General features: G+C 68.8%; 17 protein-coding genes. 13 read left to right on the top strand and 4 right to left on the bottom strand.

Annotated features, from left to right (window positions below):
* Nucleotides 1-38: 38 nt before the first annotated feature.
* Nucleotides 39-347 carry a putative quinol monooxygenase gene (locus GBZ48_RS00845; protein ID WP_174469245.1) on the top strand — a complete coding sequence of 103 codons (309 nt, stop codon included), beginning with the start codon at nucleotides 39-41 and terminating at the stop codon, nucleotides 345-347.
* A gap of 24 nt (nucleotides 348-371) precedes the next feature.
* Here the strand turns inward: GBZ48_RS00845 and GBZ48_RS00840 are convergent, their stop codons facing one another.
* Nucleotides 372-968 (bottom strand): TetR/AcrR family transcriptional regulator, encoded by a 597-nt coding sequence (locus GBZ48_RS00840; RefSeq protein ID WP_174469244.1) that lies wholly within the window; start codon nucleotides 966-968, stop codon nucleotides 372-374.
* 154 nt (nucleotides 969-1,122) lie between these two features.
* Between GBZ48_RS00840 and GBZ48_RS00835 the strand changes: the two genes are divergently transcribed.
* The gene (locus GBZ48_RS00835) at nucleotides 1,123-2,322 is read left to right on the top strand and encodes an acetyl-CoA C-acyltransferase (protein ID WP_174469243.1); all 1,200 of its coding nucleotides are present in this window, start codon (nucleotides 1,123-1,125) and stop codon (nucleotides 2,320-2,322) included.
* Between the two features lie 19 nt (nucleotides 2,323-2,341).
* Here GBZ48_RS00835 and GBZ48_RS00830 read toward each other — a convergent pair whose 3' ends face one another.
* Nucleotides 2,342-3,241, bottom strand: coding sequence for a LysR family transcriptional regulator (locus GBZ48_RS00830; protein ID WP_174469242.1), 900 nt, complete (start codon nucleotides 3,239-3,241; stop codon nucleotides 2,342-2,344).
* 112 nt (nucleotides 3,242-3,353) lie between these two features.
* On the opposite strand from GBZ48_RS00830, the gene GBZ48_RS00825 reads away from it, so the two are divergent.
* From GBZ48_RS00825 to GBZ48_RS00810, 4 genes are all read left to right on the top strand, one after another.
* The gene (locus GBZ48_RS00825; RefSeq protein ID WP_174469241.1) at nucleotides 3,354-4,070 is read left to right on the top strand and encodes an SDR family oxidoreductase; all 717 of its coding nucleotides are present in this window, start codon (nucleotides 3,354-3,356) and stop codon (nucleotides 4,068-4,070) included.
* Between the two features lie 168 nt (nucleotides 4,071-4,238).
* Nucleotides 4,239-4,634 carry a (R)-mandelonitrile lyase gene (locus GBZ48_RS00820; RefSeq protein ID WP_174469240.1) on the top strand — a complete coding sequence of 132 codons (396 nt, stop codon included), beginning with the start codon at nucleotides 4,239-4,241 and terminating at the stop codon, nucleotides 4,632-4,634.
* A 48-nt stretch (nucleotides 4,635-4,682) separates the two neighbouring features.
* Nucleotides 4,683-5,732 carry an NAD(P)-dependent alcohol dehydrogenase gene (locus GBZ48_RS00815; RefSeq protein WP_174469239.1) on the top strand — a complete coding sequence of 350 codons (1,050 nt, stop codon included), beginning with the start codon at nucleotides 4,683-4,685 and terminating at the stop codon, nucleotides 5,730-5,732.
* A gap of 173 nt (nucleotides 5,733-5,905) precedes the next feature.
* Entirely contained in the window at nucleotides 5,906-6,799 is an 894-nt protein-coding gene (locus GBZ48_RS00810) for a LysR family transcriptional regulator (protein WP_174469238.1), read from the top strand.
* Between the two features lie 36 nt (nucleotides 6,800-6,835).
* Here the strand turns inward: GBZ48_RS00810 and GBZ48_RS00805 are convergent, their stop codons facing one another.
* Nucleotides 6,836-8,218, bottom strand: coding sequence for an amidase (locus tag GBZ48_RS00805; RefSeq protein ID WP_209798182.1), 1,383 nt, complete (start codon nucleotides 8,216-8,218; stop codon nucleotides 6,836-6,838).
* A 243-nt stretch (nucleotides 8,219-8,461) separates the two neighbouring features.
* Between GBZ48_RS00805 and GBZ48_RS00800 the strand changes: the two genes are divergently transcribed.
* Genes GBZ48_RS00800 through GBZ48_RS00785 form a run of 4 tightly spaced genes read left to right on the top strand, consistent with a single transcriptional unit; the run spans nucleotide 8,462 to nucleotide 12,431 of the window.
* A complete protein-coding gene (locus GBZ48_RS00800) occupies nucleotides 8,462-9,580 on the top strand; it encodes an ABC transporter ATP-binding protein (RefSeq protein WP_174469236.1) in 1,119 nt (372 codons plus the stop codon).
* Between the two features lie 60 nt (nucleotides 9,581-9,640).
* On the top strand, nucleotides 9,641-10,687 hold the full coding sequence (locus GBZ48_RS00795; protein WP_174469235.1) for an ABC transporter substrate-binding protein: 1,047 nt from the start codon (nucleotides 9,641-9,643) through the stop codon (nucleotides 10,685-10,687).
* A gap of 34 nt (nucleotides 10,688-10,721) precedes the next feature.
* Nucleotides 10,722-11,579, top strand: coding sequence for an ABC transporter permease (locus GBZ48_RS00790; protein ID WP_174469234.1), 858 nt, complete (start codon nucleotides 10,722-10,724; stop codon nucleotides 11,577-11,579).
* Nucleotides 11,580-11,594: 15 nt separating this feature from the next.
* Nucleotides 11,595-12,431, top strand: coding sequence for an ABC transporter permease (locus GBZ48_RS00785; protein WP_174469233.1), 837 nt, complete (start codon nucleotides 11,595-11,597; stop codon nucleotides 12,429-12,431).
* 6 nt (nucleotides 12,432-12,437) lie between these two features.
* Here the strand turns inward: GBZ48_RS00785 and GBZ48_RS00780 are convergent, their stop codons facing one another.
* Nucleotides 12,438-12,791, bottom strand: a complete 354-nt coding sequence (locus GBZ48_RS00780) for a hydroxyisourate hydrolase (protein ID WP_174469232.1) — start codon at nucleotides 12,789-12,791, stop codon at nucleotides 12,438-12,440.
* A 95-nt stretch (nucleotides 12,792-12,886) separates the two neighbouring features.
* Between GBZ48_RS00780 and GBZ48_RS00775 the strand changes: the two genes are divergently transcribed.
* From GBZ48_RS00775 to GBZ48_RS00765, 3 genes are read left to right on the top strand one after another with little or no spacing between them, the layout of a single operon-like run.
* Nucleotides 12,887-14,014 (top strand): MFS transporter, encoded by a 1,128-nt coding sequence (locus tag GBZ48_RS00775; RefSeq protein WP_246306901.1) that lies wholly within the window; start codon nucleotides 12,887-12,889, stop codon nucleotides 14,012-14,014.
* On the top strand, nucleotides 14,011-15,414 hold the full coding sequence (locus GBZ48_RS00770; RefSeq protein WP_174469230.1) for an amidase: 1,404 nt from the start codon (nucleotides 14,011-14,013) through the stop codon (nucleotides 15,412-15,414). The genes GBZ48_RS00775 and GBZ48_RS00770 overlap by 4 nt, the downstream gene beginning before the upstream one ends.
* On the top strand, nucleotides 15,411-16,148 hold the full coding sequence (locus tag GBZ48_RS00765) for a GntR family transcriptional regulator (protein ID WP_246306900.1): 738 nt from the start codon (nucleotides 15,411-15,413) through the stop codon (nucleotides 16,146-16,148). The genes GBZ48_RS00770 and GBZ48_RS00765 overlap by 4 nt, the downstream gene beginning before the upstream one ends.
* Nucleotides 16,149-16,169 lie beyond the last annotated feature (21 nt).

Genomic DNA, 16,169 nt, shown 5'->3' with positions numbered 1-16,169 from the left:
AGCTTCAGTTCCAACCGTCCATCAGGGGAGAGACCGCCATGACCATTCCGCCGAGCGAGCAGGTGCAACTCGTCGCCTATCTGGTCGCCAAACCCGGCCAGGAGCAGGCACTGGCCGACGCCATCACCGCCATCGTTCCGGACGTGCTGAAGGAGCCGGGCTGCCTCGCCTACTCCGCCCATGTCAGCCGTGAAAAGCCCGGCACCATCGTGATGTACGAGATCTGGCAGGATCAGGCGGCGCTCGACACCCATGCGAAGGCTGCGGCCTTCACCGGCCTTGCCGCCCAGTTCGACAGGCTGCTGGGCGAGCCGCTGCGGATCGACCTGCTCCGCCGCATCGGCTGATCGGCCTCGCCGGCACGGCGACCGTCAGGCATCGCCGTCCTGCGGCTTGCCGGGAGGCCGGCCAAGGCTGGCGCGTGCCGCCTCAAGGATCTCTTCCGACAGGGCGGGGTCATCGACGGCACGCGCGAGGATCAGGGCGCCGACCATCTCCGACAGGGTGGTCAGCGCCGCCCTCCGCTTCGCCTCCACCGAACGCCCCGGAACGAGGCGGCTCAAGCCATCGAGGAAGGGCCGCAGTCCGCGGGTGAAGGCGCTGCGCGCCACGCCACCCTGACGAGCCACATCGATTGCGAGTGCCGCAATGGGGCAACCGGCGGCACTGCGGTCGCGGTGGCGCGGGGACAGATAGCTGTCCAGCAGCGCCGTTAGAGCCTCGTCCCCCTTCGTCTCCGCCGACACGCGCCAGCGCTCCGCCGCCACCTCCATCGCGTGGGCACAGGCCTCCGCCGCCAAATCCTCCTTCGAGGCGAACTGGCCGTAGAAGCCGCCGTGGGTCAGGCCGGCCTCCTTCATCAGGTCGGCGACGCCGATCCCGTTGAAGCCGCGCTCGCGGAACAGCGCGCTTGCCACCTCGACGACGCGGCGCCGGTTCTCCGCCGCCTGCTCCTTGCTCACCCGCATGATGCACCTTCCCTGACCCGACACTGAGAAGCCTCCCCGCAAAGCGACAGGAGACCCGTTGACAAATTATATGACGATCATCATCAATTATGCAAACATGATGCTCGTCATTTAAATGTCGCCCCAGCCGGGCCACCGATCCGGAGACCGCAACATGCACACCGCTTCGAACCACGACCCCGTCGTCATCGTGTCCGCCGTCCGCACGCCGCTGGGCCGCTTCCAGGGAGAGCTGTCGGCGCTGCCGGCCCCGGTTCTCGGCGCCCGCGCCATCGCCGCGGCGGTGGAGCGTGCCGGCTTGCCGCCCACCAGCATCGACGAGTTGCTGTTTGGTTGCGTCCTGCCCGCCGGGCAAGGGCAGGCGCCGGCCCGGCAGGCAGCCCGCGGCGCCGGGCTGCCCGACGCGACCGGAGCGACCACGATCAACAAGGTCTGCGGGTCGGGCATGAAGGCGACCATGCTGGCCCATGACCTGATCCGCGCCGGGTCGGCCGACATCGTCGTGGCCGGCGGCATGGAGTCGATGACGAACGCCCCCTACCTGCTGGCAAAGGCCCGCGGCGGATACCGCATCGGCCACGACCGGCTGCTGGACCACATGATGCTGGATGGGCTGGAGGACGCCTATGAGGGTGGCCGCGCCATGGGCGATTTCGGCGAGGCGACGGCCGAGGCCTACGGCTTTACCCGCATCGAGCAGGACGCCTACGCCGCCCGGACGCTGACCCGCGCCCGTGCGGCGGTCGAAAGCGGTGCCTTCGCGGCGGAGATCGTGCCGGTCACGGTTCCCGCCAAAGGTGGCGAGCGGGTGGTCGCGCAGGACGAGAACCCGCTGAAGGTCTCCCCCGACAAGATCCCGGCGCTGAAACCCGCCTTCCGCCGCGACGGGACGATCACCGCCGCCAGCTCGTCGGCCAATGCGGACGGTGCCGCGGCACTGGTGCTGACCCGGCGTTCGGTGGCCGAGGCCTCCGGTCTGCCGATCCTGGCGGAGATCCGCAGCCACGCCACCCACAGCCAGGATCCGGCCTGGTTCACCACCGCTCCGATCCCGGCGATCCGCAAACTGCTGGACAAGGTCGGTTGGTCGGTGGGCGAGGTCGATCTGTTCGAAATCAACGAGGCCTTCGCCGTCGTCGCCATGGCGGCAGAGCGCGACCTGGGGATCGATCCCGAGCGGTCGAACGTCAATGGCGGGGCCTGCGCGCTCGGCCACCCCATCGGCGCCACCGGGGCACGGCTGATCGTGACGCTGCTGCATGCCCTGGCGGCGCGCGGACTGACACGGGGCGTGGCCTCCCTGTGCATCGGCGGCGGCGAGGCCACGGCCATCGCCATCGAGCGGGTTGGCTGAGGCACCACAAGCGGCGCTTCTATCGCCCTGCCTCCTCCCGGTTCAGCCGGCGCGCCATGGCGTCGAGGAACAGGCGCACGCGCGTCGGCAGTTGCCGTTGCGAGGGGAACAGCGCACAGACCGGTGCGGGGTCGCCATGCCAGTCCGGCAACACCCGCACCAGCCTGCCGGCGGCAAGGTCGTCCTGAACGTCGATCTGTGACTTCCACATGAGGCCGCAGCCGGCAAGCGCCCAGTCCTGGGCGACGTCGCCATTGTCGCAGCGCAGGCGGGATGCGATGTCCAGTTCGACCACCGCACCGCCGGGGCCGAGCAGGCGCCAGCGCCCGCCGGTGCCGCGGTATTGGATGCAGTCGTGGCTTTCCAAATCCTTTGGCGAGGCGGGCCAGCCGCGACGCTCCAGATAGGCCGGCGCACCGACCAGGATCCGGCGGTTGTCGGCCAGCCTGCGCATGACCAGCGCCGAATCCCTGGGCGCCCCGATCCGTACCGCCACGTCCAGCCCCTCGTCGATCAGATCGACCATTCGATCGGTCAGGCGCAGGTCGACCGAAATCCGCGGATAAGCCTCGACAAGCTCGCGGCAGACCGGGCCGACATGCATGCGACCCAAGGCCGCCGGCGCTCCCACCCGCAGAATGCCCTGCGGCTCGACGCGGCCATGGCTGAGAGCCTCCTCGGCCTCAGCGACCTCGGCGAGGATGCGCTGGGCATGCCGATACAGCCGCTGCCCCTCATCCGTCAGGGCGAGGCGCCGGGTGCTGCGGGCCACCAACCGTGTGTCGGTCCGCCGCTCCAGCGATGCCAGCCGCTTGCTGACCACACTCAGCGCCACATTCATCTCTCGGCCGGCGGCGGACAGGCTGCCCGCAGCGACGATGCGGACGAAAGTGCGCAGCTCATCGAGGTCGCCCAGCATACCCGTCGCATTCTTTCCATTTGGTGGAGAGTATATCGATCCGATCAAGGATACTGCGTAATCCGGAGAGGTTCTAGACTTCCTTCCAATCCACCCCTGAAGGAAATGCACCATGTCAGACAGCTTGAAGAACACGCGCGTGCTGGTGGTCGGCGGCAGCTCCGGCATCGGTCTGGCGACCGCGACGGCGGCTGCCGAAGCAGGCGCTTCGGTCACCATCGCCTCGCGGTCGCGCGAAAAGCTCGACGCCGCGGTCGCCGCAATCGGCGGCGACGCACGCGCCGTCGTGCTCGACACCCGCGACCTGGAGGCGGTTGAACGCTTCTTCGCGGAAGAGCCGGCCTGGGACCATGTCGTCGTCTCCGCGGCGCAGACGCCCGGCGGGCCGGTGCGCGGCCTTGCCGTCGCCGACGCCCGGACCGCGATGGACAGCAAATTCTGGGGCGCCTACCATGTCGCCCGGGCCGCAAAAATCAGCGAGACCGGATCGCTGACCTTCGTGTCGGGCTTTCTCAGCGTCAGGCCGTCCGCGACCTCCGTTCTGCAGGGCGCCATCAACGCCGCGCTGGAAGCGCTGGCCCGCGGGCTGGCCCTGGAACTCGCCCCGGTCCGCGTCAATGCCGTTTCGCCCGGCCTGATCGCGACACCGCTGTGGTCCGGCCTGCCGGCGGAGAAGCGGGAGGCGATGTTCGCCGGCGCCGCCCAACGCCTGCCTGCCCGCCGGGTGGGCCAAGCAGAGGATATCGCCAACGCCGTGCTGTTCCTCGCCACCACCCCCTTCGCCACCGGCTCCACCGTGCGCGTGGATGGCGGCGGAGCCATCGCCTGACCGGCCCCGTGAACGGACATCGAAACCGCGACACGTCACGGGAATTGATGAGGTTCTTTCATAAGTCCATGCATCTTTGGGGGACTAATCGCAGACAGTCCCGTGGACTAGCTTCTCTGTCGCCACCACCGCCGCACCGCGGCGGGCAACGACCGGAGGATCGAGGCCATGGACATCACACGCGTCGGCTCGCAGCCATCCGCCAGGGGACCGGCCGACTGGTTCACGGGTACGGTCCGCATCGACCCGCTGTTCCAGCCGCACCCGCCGGCCCGCACGACGGCCGCCAGCGTCACCTTCGAACCCGGCGCCCGCACGGCATGGCACACCCATCCGCTGGGGCAGACGCTGATCGTCACCGCCGGCTGCGGCCGAGCCCAGCGCGAGGGCGGTCCCATCGAGGAGATCCGCCCCGGTGACGTTGTCTGGTTCGCGCCGGGCGAACGACACTGGCACGGCGCCTCGCCCACCATGGCGATGACGCACATCGCCATCCAGGAACAGCTGGACGGCAAGGCGGTCGACTGGATGGACAAGGTGACGGACGAGCAATACGGCGCCTGATGCCGCCCGTCCCGGAAAAGAAGCCAAGAGACGCGAGAGGTTTCCCCCATGACTGTGAAAGCCTATGGCGCCCATGCCGCCGACCGGCCGCTGGAGCCGATGGACATCGCCCGCCGGGCTCCCGGCCCGCATGATGTGCAGATCGAGATCGCCTATTGCGGCATCTGTCATTCGGACCTGCATCAGGTGCGGGCGGAATGGGCCGGCACGCTGTGGCCCTGCGTTCCAGGCCACGAGATCGTCGGCCGGGTTTCCGCGGTCGGCGGCCATGTGAAAGGCTTCCGCGAAGGCGATCTGGTCGGCGTCGGCTGCATGGTCGACAGCTGCCAGCATTGCGACGACTGCGAAGCCGGGCTGGAGAACTACTGCGACGGCATGGTCGGCACCTACAACGGACCGACCGACGACCCGCCCGGCCACACGCTGGGCGGCTATTCGCAGCGGATCGTCGTGCATGAACGCTATGTGCTGCGCGTCAAGCACCCGGAGGAGCAGCTTGCAGCGGTGGCGCCGCTGCTGTGCGCCGGCATCACCACCTATTCGCCCCTGCGCCATTGGCAGGCGGGGCCGGGCAGGAAGGTCGGCGTCGTCGGGATCGGCGGCCTCGGCCATATGGGAATCAAGCTGGCCCACGCGATGGGCGCCCATGTGGTGGCCTTCACCACGTCCGAATCCAAGCGGGAGAATGCCAAGGCGCTGGGGGCGGACGAGGTCGTCGTTTCCCGCAACGAGATCGAGATGGCCGCCCATGCCAAGAGCTTCGACCTGATCCTGAACACGGTGGCGGCTCCGCACGATCTGGACGCCTTTCTCGTGCTGCTGAAGCGCGATGGCACGATGACGCTGGTCGGTGCGCCGGCCACGCCGCATCCCTCGCCCAACGTGTTCAACCTGATCACCAAGCGGCGGTCCATTGCCGGCTCGATGATCGGCGGCATTCCCGAAACGCAGGAAATGCTGGATTTCTGCGCCGAACACGGCATCACCGCGGACATCGAACTGATCCGCGCCGGCGACATCAACGCGGCCTATGAGAGGATGCTCAAGGGCGACGTCAAATACCGCTTCGTGATCGACAACGCTTCCCTGTCCACCTGATCCCGGCTCTCGCCTCCCTGTTAAAAAATGTGAGCACCCCTGTCCGGCGCGCCCCCAGCGGCCCGCCGGACGGGGGTTTGTTGCCCCCGACAGCGTCAGAGCGTCGAGCAAGCCGATTCCTGAATTCCACTCCGGCGCTATACTGTGCGGAACGACATGAAGGGGATTCATGAATGCCGCGTGAGAGCGTCGACGATCTGCTGGCCTTCATCGCGGTGGCCCGTGAACGGAGCTTCACCAGGGCGGCGGCGCAGTTCGGCCTGTCGCAGTCGGCGCTCAGCCACACCATCCGCCAGCTTGAGACCCGGCTCGGCATCCGGCTTCTGACCCGCACGACGCGGGCGGTGTCGCTGACCGATGCGGGCGAGCGCCTGTTCAACGGAATCCGTCCGCATTTCGATGAGATCGGCGCCCAGATCGACGCGCTCAGCGAGTTGCGCGAGAAGCCGGCCGGCAACATCCGCATCACCGCATCCGACCATGCCGTTACCCATGTGCTCTGGCCCAAGCTGCGCGACTTCCTGCCGAAATACCCCGACATCAAGGTCGAGCTGGTTCTCGACAACGCGCTGATCGACATCGTCGCCACCCGGTGCGATGCCGGCGTCAGGATGGGCGAGCTGCTTGCCAAGGACATGATCTCGGCCAGAATCAGCCCGCCGGTCCGCTTCGCCGTGATCGGCACCCCCGCCTACTTCGACGGCAATCCGATCCCTGCCAGCCCGCAGGAGCTTGTCCACCACAACTGCATCAATCTGCGCCTGCCGACCTATGGCGGCCTGTGGGCATGGGAGTTCGAACGCGAGGGGCAGACGGTCAACATCCGCGTCGATGGACAGGTGGCCTTCAACAACATCCACAATGTTCTGGAGGCGGCCCTGGATGGCTTCGGCCTTGCCTATGTTCCGGAGGACATCGCCAGCCCCCACATCGCGCAAGGACGGCTGAGGCGCGTCCTCGAAGACTGGTCGCCTTACTGGGAAAGCTATCACCTGTATTATCCGAGCCGGCGGCAGTCCTCGCCGGCCTTCATCGCCCTGGTCGAGGCGCTGCGCCATCGCGAATGACGGGACGGGACCGGCGATGACCGGACCGCCGGCTTCTCAGTCCGGCAATGCCGGATCCGAAGGCCAGCGATGGACGAAGCCGGCGTCACGCTCCAGCCGGCGGCCCAGACCGATCAAGCGGTGCTCCTCCCCTGGACGGGCGATCAACTGGATGCCGAAGGGCAACCCGTCGGCATCGCCGGCCGGCAGCGTCAGCACCGGAAACCCGATCAGCGTTACGATGGCGGTGACGCCGAGATAGTCCAGGATCGTCTCCGTCGGATTGCCGTCGATGGCGGTCACCTCGCCATCCTCGTTCGGCCAGGGTAGAACGCCGCAAGCCGGGGCCACCAGGACGTCAATATCCCGGAACAGTGCCGTGAAGCGGCGGTACAGCGCGGTGCGCGCCGCCTGTGCCTCCAGATAGGCCTGGGCGGTGATGCCGCTGCCCGCTTCGATGTTCCACCGCACGGTGTCGGTCAACCGGTCGCCATGCCTGTCCAGCAGCGGGCCGTAGGCGTGGCTGATCTGGGCGGCGCGCAGGGTGCGGAAGGTCGCCATGGCGTCGCCGCAGTCCGGATGACGGCGGGGGACCGGCCCTACCTCCGCCTCCAGCCGGGCGACGGCGGCGGCGAAGCGTTCCCTCACCGCATGCGACACCGTTGCGGCACCGAAATCGGCCGTGGCACACAGCCGTGAGCCCAACCCTTCGCCGACACCGGCGCGGAGCGGTACCGGAAGCGATGTCGGATCGTCCGGGTCCATGCCGGCCATCACCGCGAGCAGCACTGCGCAGTCCGCCGTGTTGCGCGCGATCACGCCATGCGTCGCCAGCGTATCCCAACCCAGCGGCCGTTTCGGCGCAGGAATCAGTCCGGGCGTCGGCCGGATGGAGGCGACGCCGCAGAAGCTCGCCGGCACCCGCACAGACCCGCCGAAGTCGGTGCCATGGGCAAGCGGCGCCATACCGGCGGCGACGGCGACCGCAGCGCCGCCGCTCGATCCGCCGGACGTCAGCCGCGGATCGAACGGGTTGCGCGTCGGTCCGGCCAGACGGTTCCCGCAGATGGCGCCGAAGCCGAATTCCGGCGTGTTGGTCTTGCCGATGACGATGCCGCCAGCCGCTTCGATCCGCTCCACCACGACATCGTTCGCCGCCGGCACATGGTCGGCGTAAAGCTCCGAGCCGTAGGTCGTGCGGATGCCTGCGGTGTCGGTCAGGTCCTTGATGGCCACCGGCACGCCATGCAGCGGCCCGACCGGCCGGCCGGTCTTTGCAAAGGCGGCATCGAGCGCCCCGGCCCGCGCCATCGCCTTGTCCGCAGCGACGGTCAGGAAGGCGCAGAGCGCGGGATCGGCAGCCGTGATCCGGACCAGATCCGCCTCCGTCACCGCGCGGGCTGAAAGCTCCCCGCTGGCGAGACGCGCTGCCAGGGACATCGCACTGTCCCGCCACAAGACGTCATTCTGCACAGACATCGATCAGTCTCCCGACAATGGCGTCAAAAGCGGCATATGCATCCGGCCTGCGCACAAGATGGCGGCAATTCGGTTTCCGCGAAAAGCGCCGGCCATCACAAAACAATGCTATCATACTGCTATATAACGCAAAATGAAAAATCGGCATGCCGTTTGCTAAAGAGGAAGGCAATCGAACGGCAACGCGAAAGGGATGGTGCAGCCATGGTCAGCGCTTCGCCCAACGGCCCGGCTTCCCCGCGCGGGCAGACGCTTCTTCTCGACGGGATCACCCAACGCTACGGCGCGTCGCTCGCCGTGAACGAGGTCACGCTCGACATCCGCGGCGGCGAACTGGTGGCCCTGCTCGGCCCGTCGGGCTGCGGAAAGACCACCCTGCTGCGGATCATCGCCGGTTTCCTCGCCCAGACGAAGGGGCATGTGATGGTTGGCGGCAAAAGCGTGGACGGACTGCCGCCCAACCGCCGCTCGGTCGGCATCGTCTTCCAGAACTACGCGCTGTTCCCGCACATGACGGTGGAGGAAAACGTCGCCTACGGGCTGGATGCACGCGGCGTCGACCGCGCCACCCAGCGCAGCGAGGCGCAACGCATGCTTGATCTGGTCAAGCTCGGCCATCTCGGCGACCGCACCCCGCGCCAGCTGTCCGGCGGCCAGCAGCAGCGCGTGGCACTGGCCCGCGCGCTGGCGGTCAACCCGTCGATCCTGCTGCTGGACGAACCCTTTGCCGCGCTCGACAAGAATCTGCGCCTCGACATGCAGATCGAGGTCAAGCGTATCCAGCGCCTGTCCGGCATCACCACCATCCTCGTCACCCACGACCAGGAGGAGGCGCTGTCGATGGCCGACCGCGTCGCGGTGCTGAGCCAGGGCCGGCTCGAACAATTCTCCCCGCCGACCGAGATCTACGACGCGCCCGACAGCCTGTTCGTCAACACCTTCGTCGGCTCGGCCAATTTGCTGGGCGGCGTGCTGGTCGACAGCGACCGCAGCGCCGGCCGGGTGCGGCTGGACGCCGGCGGGCTGATCGAGACCCGCGCGCCCAAGGGCGATCTGCGGCCAGGCTCCCGCGTCACCGTCTGCCTGCGCCCCGAACATCTGAGCGTCGATCCCGCCACGGGCGACGCCGAGACGCTGAACGGCGTGGTCGAGATGGGGCTGCCGCTGGGCGCCACCGTCGTCCACGAAATCCGCGTCGGCGACGGCACCGCCGTCAAGGTGTCGGAACCGCGCATCCAGCGCACCGACCTGCTGGCGCCCGGTACCCCGGTGCGGCTGGCGCCGGTGGCTCCCCGTCTCGCCTCGGTCTTCGCCGCGGCCTGAATCTCCTCTTCGCCCACCTCCTCTCACCTTCAGGCCCCCTCTCACCTTCAGGAGTGAACGATGCTGCTGACCCGCCGCAATCTGATGCAGACGGCGCTGACGCTGGGTGCCATGCACGCCTTCCCCGGCCTGACCTGGGCACAGGCGCGCCCGCTGGTCTTCGCGACCTTCACCGGCAGTTGGGAGGAAGCCCACAAGGCCGTGCTCGTCCCCGCCTTCCGCAAGGCGGCGGGCAATGCCAACATCGTCCTCGACCCGATGCTGTCGGTCGACCAGATCGCCAAGGTCAACGCCGCCAGGTCCAACCCGCCGATCGACGTCATGCTGCACGATCCGGGGCCCGCGCTCCAGGCCATCGCGCAGGATCTCGTCGAACCCTATCCGGTCGAAAAGAGCGCCTATTACAATGACCTGATCCCGGCGGCACAGGTCCCGATGGGGCCGGCGCCCTTCTTCCAGGTGGTCGGCATCACCTACAACCCCGAGACGGTGAAGACGCCGCCGACCTCCTGGGCCGACCTGTGGAAGCCGGAATTCAAGGGCCGCGTCGGCATCACCAACCTGAACTCGACGCTCGGCACCGGCTTCATGGTGGAACTCGCCAAGATGCATGGCGGGTCGGAGGCCAACATCGACCCGGCCTTCAAGGCCATCGAGGCGCTGCGCCCCAGCCTTGCCGCCGTCGCCGCCAACCCCGGCCAGCTCGCCACCCTGTTCCAGCAGGGCCAGATCGACATCTCCCCCGGCAACTTCAACGCCATCCAGATCCTGAAGGCGCGCGGCGTGCCCGTCGAGTTCGTCATTCCGAAGGAGGGCGCCATCGCCTTCAAGACGACCATCCACATCGTCAAGAACTCCCCCAACAAGGAACTGGCCTTCAAGCTGATCGAAGCCGCCCTGTCGCCGGAGGTGCAGGCCACGCTGATGGAGGAGCCCTACCTGATCGTGCCGACCAACACGAAGGTCGCGATCAAGGGCGAACTGGCCAAGACGCTGGCCAAGGACCATGCGGAGATCGCGAAGAAGTTCGTGTTCCAGGATTGGGCCAAGATCAACGAGCAGCGCGCTGCCTGGATCGAGCGGTTCAACCGCGAAATCCGCGTCTGACCACCCATAGCCCGCCAGCCGGAGGAGGCGCCCCATGGCCGCGACGTTGCGCGACGTCACCACCTACGACCTGAAGCTCGCGGCTCCGCTGGCGGCGGGCTTCATCCTGTTCTTCGTCACACCGCTGGTGATCCTGCTGGCGCTCAGTTTCCAGACCGACCCACAGGGCGGCCATTACGGGCTGACCCAGTATGTCGCTTTCCTGGGCGACAGCTTCAGCCTGGGGGTTCTGGGCTCCACCCTGTGGCTGGGGGTGAAGGTGACGGTTCTGACCCTGCTGCTGGGCTATCCGGTGGCATGGCTGCACCAGCGCTCTCCCGCCTGGGCCAGGGGGCTGATCATGCTGCTGGTGCTGCTGCCGCTGCTGACCAGCGTGGTGGTGCGCACCTTCGCCTGGGTGGTCATCCTGGGCCGCCAGGGCATCGTCAACGCCACGCTGGCCTGGATCGGGCTGATCGACACGCCGCTGAAGCTGCTCTACACCGAGGGCGGGGTGGTCGTGGCGCTGGCACAGGTGCAGATGCCGCTGATGGTGCTGCCGATCATCACCGCGCTCAGCCGCATCGACCCGAATTTCGCCGATGCCTCGTCGGTGCTGGGGGCCGGGCACTGGCGGACCTTCCGCAAGGTGATCCTGCCGCTGTCGCTGCCGGGCATCGTCGCCGGCTGCCTGCTGACCTACGCCGCGGCGATCACCGCCTTCATCACGCAGAGCCTGATCGGCGGCGGCCAGATGCTGTTCATGCCGATGTACATCTACCAGCAGGCCTCCACCTTGCAGAACTGGCCCTTCGCCGCAGCGATCTCCATCGTCTTCCTGGTGTCGGTGCTGGTGGTGGTCTCGATCTTCAACGCTCTCGGCCGCCTGTCGCGCGGCTATGCCAACGCCTGATCCGGGGAGGCATCGATGTCCGACCACGCAAAGCCGGTCTCCGGCAGCCGCCGCATCGATTTCGATGCGCTCAGCTTCCGCATCGTCATGACCGGCATCGCGCTGATGGCGCTGGTCCTGCTGGTCGCGCCGACGGTGGTGGTGATCTGGGTGTCCTTCACGAGCGGCTATTCCCTGAAATTCCCGCCGCCCGGCTATTCGCTGCGCTGGTACGCCGAGCTGTGGAACGCCTGGCAGCTCCAGTTCGCGATGATGAACAGCCTGACGGTGGCGGCCTGGGCGACCGGCCTGTCGATCCTGCTGGGGGTTTCCGCCTCGCTCGGCATCGCGCGCTCGCCGACGCTGACGGCGAAGGTGCTGGACAGCCTGTTCCTGTCGCCGCTGGTGCTGCCGGCCCTGGCCTTCGGCCTGTCGTCGCTGATGTTCTTCTCGATGATCGGGGTGCCGGTGTCGCCGCTGACGCTCATCATCGGCCACACGGTCGTCTCGGTGCCCTTCGTCGTCCGCAACACGGTGGCGTCGCTGGCCCAGATGAACCCGTCGCTGCTGGAGGCCTCGTCCAGCCTGGGTGCAGGGCGCTGGTACGGCTTCCGCCGCGTCACCCTGCCGCTGATCCGGCCCGGCATCATGGCGGGGGGTTTCATCGCCTTCATGGCGTCCTTCGACAACGTCCCCGTCTCGCTGTTTCTGCGCGACGCCGCCACCGACATGCTGCCGATCCGCATGTGGCAGGATCTGGAAGGCCGGCTGGACGTGACCGTCGCGGCGCTGTCGGGCGTGCTGATCGTCGTCACCATCGGCCTGATGCTGGTGATGGAACGTGTCGCCGGTCTCTCCAAAAGGTTGACCTGACCCCCGTCACACACCGAGAAAGAGGGAAACCCCGTAGGGGGTGAACTTGAAGGGCAGATGCAGATGGCGGTCGAGGTCGGTGACGACGAAGCGGAATGGAACGATGTCGAGGAAGCGGGCCTGCTCCTCGGCATAGCCCGCCGCCCGCAGCCAGTCGCCAACATGGAACAGCACTTCGTGCGGGCCGGCGGCGATGCCGTCGCCGCGCACGGTCGGGTGGTCGAGCTGGCCATTGGTGCCAAGCTCGCCCGCCGCCAGCAGCCGGCGTTCCGGCGTCAGCGCATGAAGCTCCACCCGCATGCCCTGGGCGGCGACGCCGCGCGCCACATCCACGCCATGGATCGAAATTCCGCCAGCCATGCTGCCTCCGTCTTCGGTTCGCCGAAATGGTAGCCGAGACGGCGACGGCAACGCCAGCGCCACTGCTCCCCCCGCTCCTGCCGGCGCTGGTCGGCATGACCGGTTTGCAGGCGCTGGTCGCGCTGGCCCTGTTCGCGCCAGGGGTGCTGGCACCCCGATTGGGGATCGACCCGGCGGGGCTGGGCCTGTTCACCACCACCGGCTTCGCGGTCGGGATGGCGGCATCGCTCTATGGCGGCGTGCTGGCCGGGCGTCTCGGGCCTTTCCGGATCGCCAGCCTCTGTGCGCTGGCAGTCGCCGCCGCCATGCTGTGCGCGATGACGGGCGGGAGCGCCGCAGGGCTGCTGGCCGCAGGAATTGCCATCGGCCTTGCCTGCGGACCCGAAACGCCGGCCAGTGCCGCGATCCTCGGCCGGCTGGTCCGGGAGGCCGACCGGCCGATGGTGTTCTCCGTCCGCCAGACGGGCAACCAGATCGGCGCCATCGCCGGATCGCTGGCTTTGCCGCTTCTGGCCGTCGCCTTGGATCCCCGTGCCGGCTATGCGGTCATCGCGATGCTGGCGCTGGCCTGCATTCCGGTCTTCGAGCGGCTGCGGCCCGTCTATGACCCGTTGACCCGCACCGCCGCCGCCGGTTTCGGACTGGGCACGGCGATCCAGTTGCTGCGCAGCGACCCGGCGCTGCGGCGGATGGCGCTGGCGGCCTTCCCCTACTCCGCCAGCCAGCTGACGCTGAACGGCTTTTTCGTGGTCTTCGCGGTGACCGAACTGGGGCTGGAGCATGTGGCCGCCGGGGTGGCGCTGGCCGCCGGGCAGGCCGGCGGTCTGGTGGGACGGCTCGGCTGGGGTGTGGTGGCATCGCGCTGGATGGCGCCGCGCCGGCTGGTCGGGCTGCTGGGGCTGGGCATGGCCGCGGCATCGATCCTGGTGGGATGGGCCGGTGCCGCCCTGCCCTTCCCGGTGCTGACCCTGGCGACCTTCCTGTTCGGACTGACCGCCAGCGGCTGGAACGGCGTGTTCGTGGCTGAGGTCGCACGGCTGGCCCCCGCCGGCCGCATCGGCGAGGCGACCGGCGCGGTGATGGTCGGCGGTTTCGCCGGGCTGATCGCCGGGCCGATCCTGCTGGTCGCCGCCGCCGCGGTCAGCGACCTCGCCACCGGCTATATCGCCGTGGGCCTGCTGGCGGCGCTGTCCGGCCTCAGCCTTCTGAAGGACAAGCGATGACCACTCCCCCGTGCGCCGCCCTACGCGCTGTCGCCATTGCCGAAGCCGTGCGCACCGGCCGCAGCAGCGCCCGCGCCGAAACCGAGGCGGCGCTGACCCGCATCGCTGCTGGCAACCCGGCGCTGAACGCCTTCGTCTCCGTCGACGAGGCCGACGCGCTGGCCGAGGCGGATGCGGTCGACCGCAGGCTGGCCACCGGGGAAACTCCGCTGCTGGCCGGGGTGCCGGTCGCGGTCAAGGACACCATCTGGATCGCCGGCCGGCGCGTCACCCAGGGATCGCGCCTGTTCGCGGACTTCCATGCTCCGGCCGACGCCATCGCGGTGGAGCGGCTGCGCGCTGCCGGCGCCGTCATCGTCGGGATGACCAACAGCTCCGAATTCGCCTGCAAGGGCGTCACCACCAACCCGCTGTTCGGACCGACGCACCACCCGCAGGACCCAAGCCTGACCCCCGGCGGATCGAGCGGCGGGCCGGCCGTGGCGGTGGCTGCGGGGCTGGTGCCGCTGGCGCTCGGCACCGATGCCGGCGGGTCGAGCCGCCGCCCACCCGCCCATGTCGGCGCGGTCGGGTTCAAGCCGTCCTTCGGCGCCATTCCCTATGGACCGGGCTTCGCCGAGCCCTTCACCGGCATCGCCGTGATGGCCCCCATCGCCGCCGACGTCGCCGACGCGGCGCTGATGTTCGAGGCGCTCTGCGGGCCCGACCCGCGCGATCCCGAGTCCATCGCCGTCGCCCCGGCGGACAGCCGGCCGCCCGGCAGCCTGACCGTCGCCTACAGCCCCCGCTTCGGCCTGGATGCCCCGATCGACGAGGATGTGCGGAAGGCGGTCGAAAGCGCGGTGGAGGCACTGGAACGGGCGGGAGTCCGCCTCGTCCGGCGCGATCCATCCTGGCCGGCCGGGGTGACGGAAACGGCGCTGATGCCCTTGCAGCATGCCGGGCTGGCCGCCCTCTACGGCGACACCTTCCGCCGCGATCCGGGCCGGTTCGATCCCGACATCGCCGCGCAGATCGAACGTGGACTGACCCTGATGGGACCGGAGGTCGCGGCTGCGCAGCTGCTGGGGGTTGAGGTCGCACGCGCCCTCGCCGCCTTCTTCACCGACATCGACCTGCTGATCGGCCCGACGGCGCCCTGCGTTGCATGGCCGCTCGACCGGCTGGGTCCGGAGACCATCGGCGGACAGGCGGTGCCGCCACGCGCGCATGCCGTCTTCACCCCGCTGTTCAACCACGCCAAGGTCCCCGCCCTCAGCGTGCCCTGCGGCACCGGCCGTGACGGTCTGCCGGTCGGGTTGCAGGTCGTTGCCCCGCGCGGGCTGGACCGGCGGGTTCTGCGCTTCGCCGCCTTCATCGAAACGCTGCTCGCCACTGGCGGGCGAGGACTGACCGGATGAGCATGGACAACGATGTTTCTGGCGACGGTCCCAGCGACCCTCCCGAAGCCGCCTCCCGGCGGCGGCGGACGGTGCCGCCGCCCCCACTGGCGGAGATGGCGGTGGAACGGCTGCGCTCCATGATCATCTACGGCGAACTGCCCCCCTCGGCCCGGCTGATCGAGCCGGAGCTGAGCGAAAAGCTCGGCATCTCCCGCACCCCTCTGCGCGAGGCGCTGAAGCTGCTGGCGGCCGACGGGCTGGTGATGCTGCGCCCCAACCGCAACGCCATCGTCGCCCCGCTCGATGCCGACGAGCTGATCCACCTGTTCGAGGCCGAAGGCTGCATCGAGAGCTTCGCGGCGAAGCTCGCCGCCGAACGGATGACCGCCGCCGACCTGCGGCGCCTGCGCGGCTTCCAAGACAGGATCGAGGCATTGCAGGGAGCCGGCGCGCTGGAGGAGTATTTCTCCATCAACCAGAAGATCCACCGGCTGATCGTGTCGGGCGCCAAGAATCCGGCGCTGGTGGACGCGCATGACCGGCTGCTCGGCCGGCTGGCGCGGGCGCGCTATTTCGCGCTGGGCGCCCAGGGCCGCTGGAAGGAATCGGTGCTGGAGCACCGCGAGATCCTGGCGGCGATGGAGGCCCGCGACGGCGAGACCGCCCAGCGCCTGTTCATGCACCATGTCGGCCGCACCGGCGAGGTGGTGGCTGCCGCCTGCGCCTCGCCCAGGGCACGACGGGCGGTGTAACGACCACCGCCCGCCGGAACC

Source organism: Azospirillum melinis (genome assembly GCF_013340935.1).
Taxonomy (GTDB): domain Bacteria; phylum Pseudomonadota; class Alphaproteobacteria; order Azospirillales; family Azospirillaceae; genus Azospirillum; species Azospirillum melinis.
The sequence above is the reverse complement of the archived record's forward strand: the minus strand, read 5'-3'. Positions and strand labels throughout refer to the sequence as shown.

What these genes read in the sequence shown, in the direction of transcription:
- GBZ48_RS00820 (WP_174469240.1), top strand. Translation starts at nt 4,239, where the DNA reads ATGGACATCACACGCGTCGGCTCGCAGCCATCCGCCAGGGGACCGGCC.
- GBZ48_RS00770 (WP_174469230.1), top strand. Translation starts at nt 14,011, where the DNA reads ATGACCACTCCCCCGTGCGCCGCCCTACGCGCTGTCGCCATTGCCGAA.
- GBZ48_RS00800 (WP_174469236.1), top strand. Translation starts at nt 8,462, where the DNA reads ATGGTCAGCGCTTCGCCCAACGGCCCGGCTTCCCCGCGCGGGCAGACG.
- GBZ48_RS00775 (WP_246306901.1), top strand. Translation starts at nt 12,887, where the DNA reads ATGACCGGTTTGCAGGCGCTGGTCGCGCTGGCCCTGTTCGCGCCAGGG.
- GBZ48_RS00810 (WP_174469238.1), top strand. Translation starts at nt 5,906, where the DNA reads ATGCCGCGTGAGAGCGTCGACGATCTGCTGGCCTTCATCGCGGTGGCC.
- GBZ48_RS00840 (WP_174469244.1), bottom strand. Translation starts at nt 968, where the DNA reads ATGCGGGTGAGCAAGGAGCAGGCGGCGGAGAACCGGCGCCGCGTCGTC.
- GBZ48_RS00825 (WP_174469241.1), top strand. Translation starts at nt 3,354, where the DNA reads ATGTCAGACAGCTTGAAGAACACGCGCGTGCTGGTGGTCGGCGGCAGC.
- GBZ48_RS00835 (WP_174469243.1), top strand. Translation starts at nt 1,123, where the DNA reads ATGCACACCGCTTCGAACCACGACCCCGTCGTCATCGTGTCCGCCGTC.
- GBZ48_RS00815 (WP_174469239.1), top strand. Translation starts at nt 4,683, where the DNA reads ATGACTGTGAAAGCCTATGGCGCCCATGCCGCCGACCGGCCGCTGGAG.
- GBZ48_RS00805 (WP_209798182.1), bottom strand. Translation starts at nt 8,218, where the DNA reads ATGTCCCTGGCAGCGCGTCTCGCCAGCGGGGAGCTTTCAGCCCGCGCG.
- GBZ48_RS00765 (WP_246306900.1), top strand. Translation starts at nt 15,411, where the DNA reads ATGAGCATGGACAACGATGTTTCTGGCGACGGTCCCAGCGACCCTCCC.
- GBZ48_RS00780 (WP_174469232.1), bottom strand. Translation starts at nt 12,791, where the DNA reads ATGGCTGGCGGAATTTCGATCCATGGCGTGGATGTGGCGCGCGGCGTC.
- GBZ48_RS00845 (WP_174469245.1), top strand. Translation starts at nt 39, where the DNA reads ATGACCATTCCGCCGAGCGAGCAGGTGCAACTCGTCGCCTATCTGGTC.
- GBZ48_RS00785 (WP_174469233.1), top strand. Translation starts at nt 11,595, where the DNA reads ATGTCCGACCACGCAAAGCCGGTCTCCGGCAGCCGCCGCATCGATTTC.
- GBZ48_RS00795 (WP_174469235.1), top strand. Translation starts at nt 9,641, where the DNA reads ATGCTGCTGACCCGCCGCAATCTGATGCAGACGGCGCTGACGCTGGGT.
- GBZ48_RS00790 (WP_174469234.1), top strand. Translation starts at nt 10,722, where the DNA reads ATGGCCGCGACGTTGCGCGACGTCACCACCTACGACCTGAAGCTCGCG.
- GBZ48_RS00830 (WP_174469242.1), bottom strand. Translation starts at nt 3,241, where the DNA reads ATGCTGGGCGACCTCGATGAGCTGCGCACTTTCGTCCGCATCGTCGCT.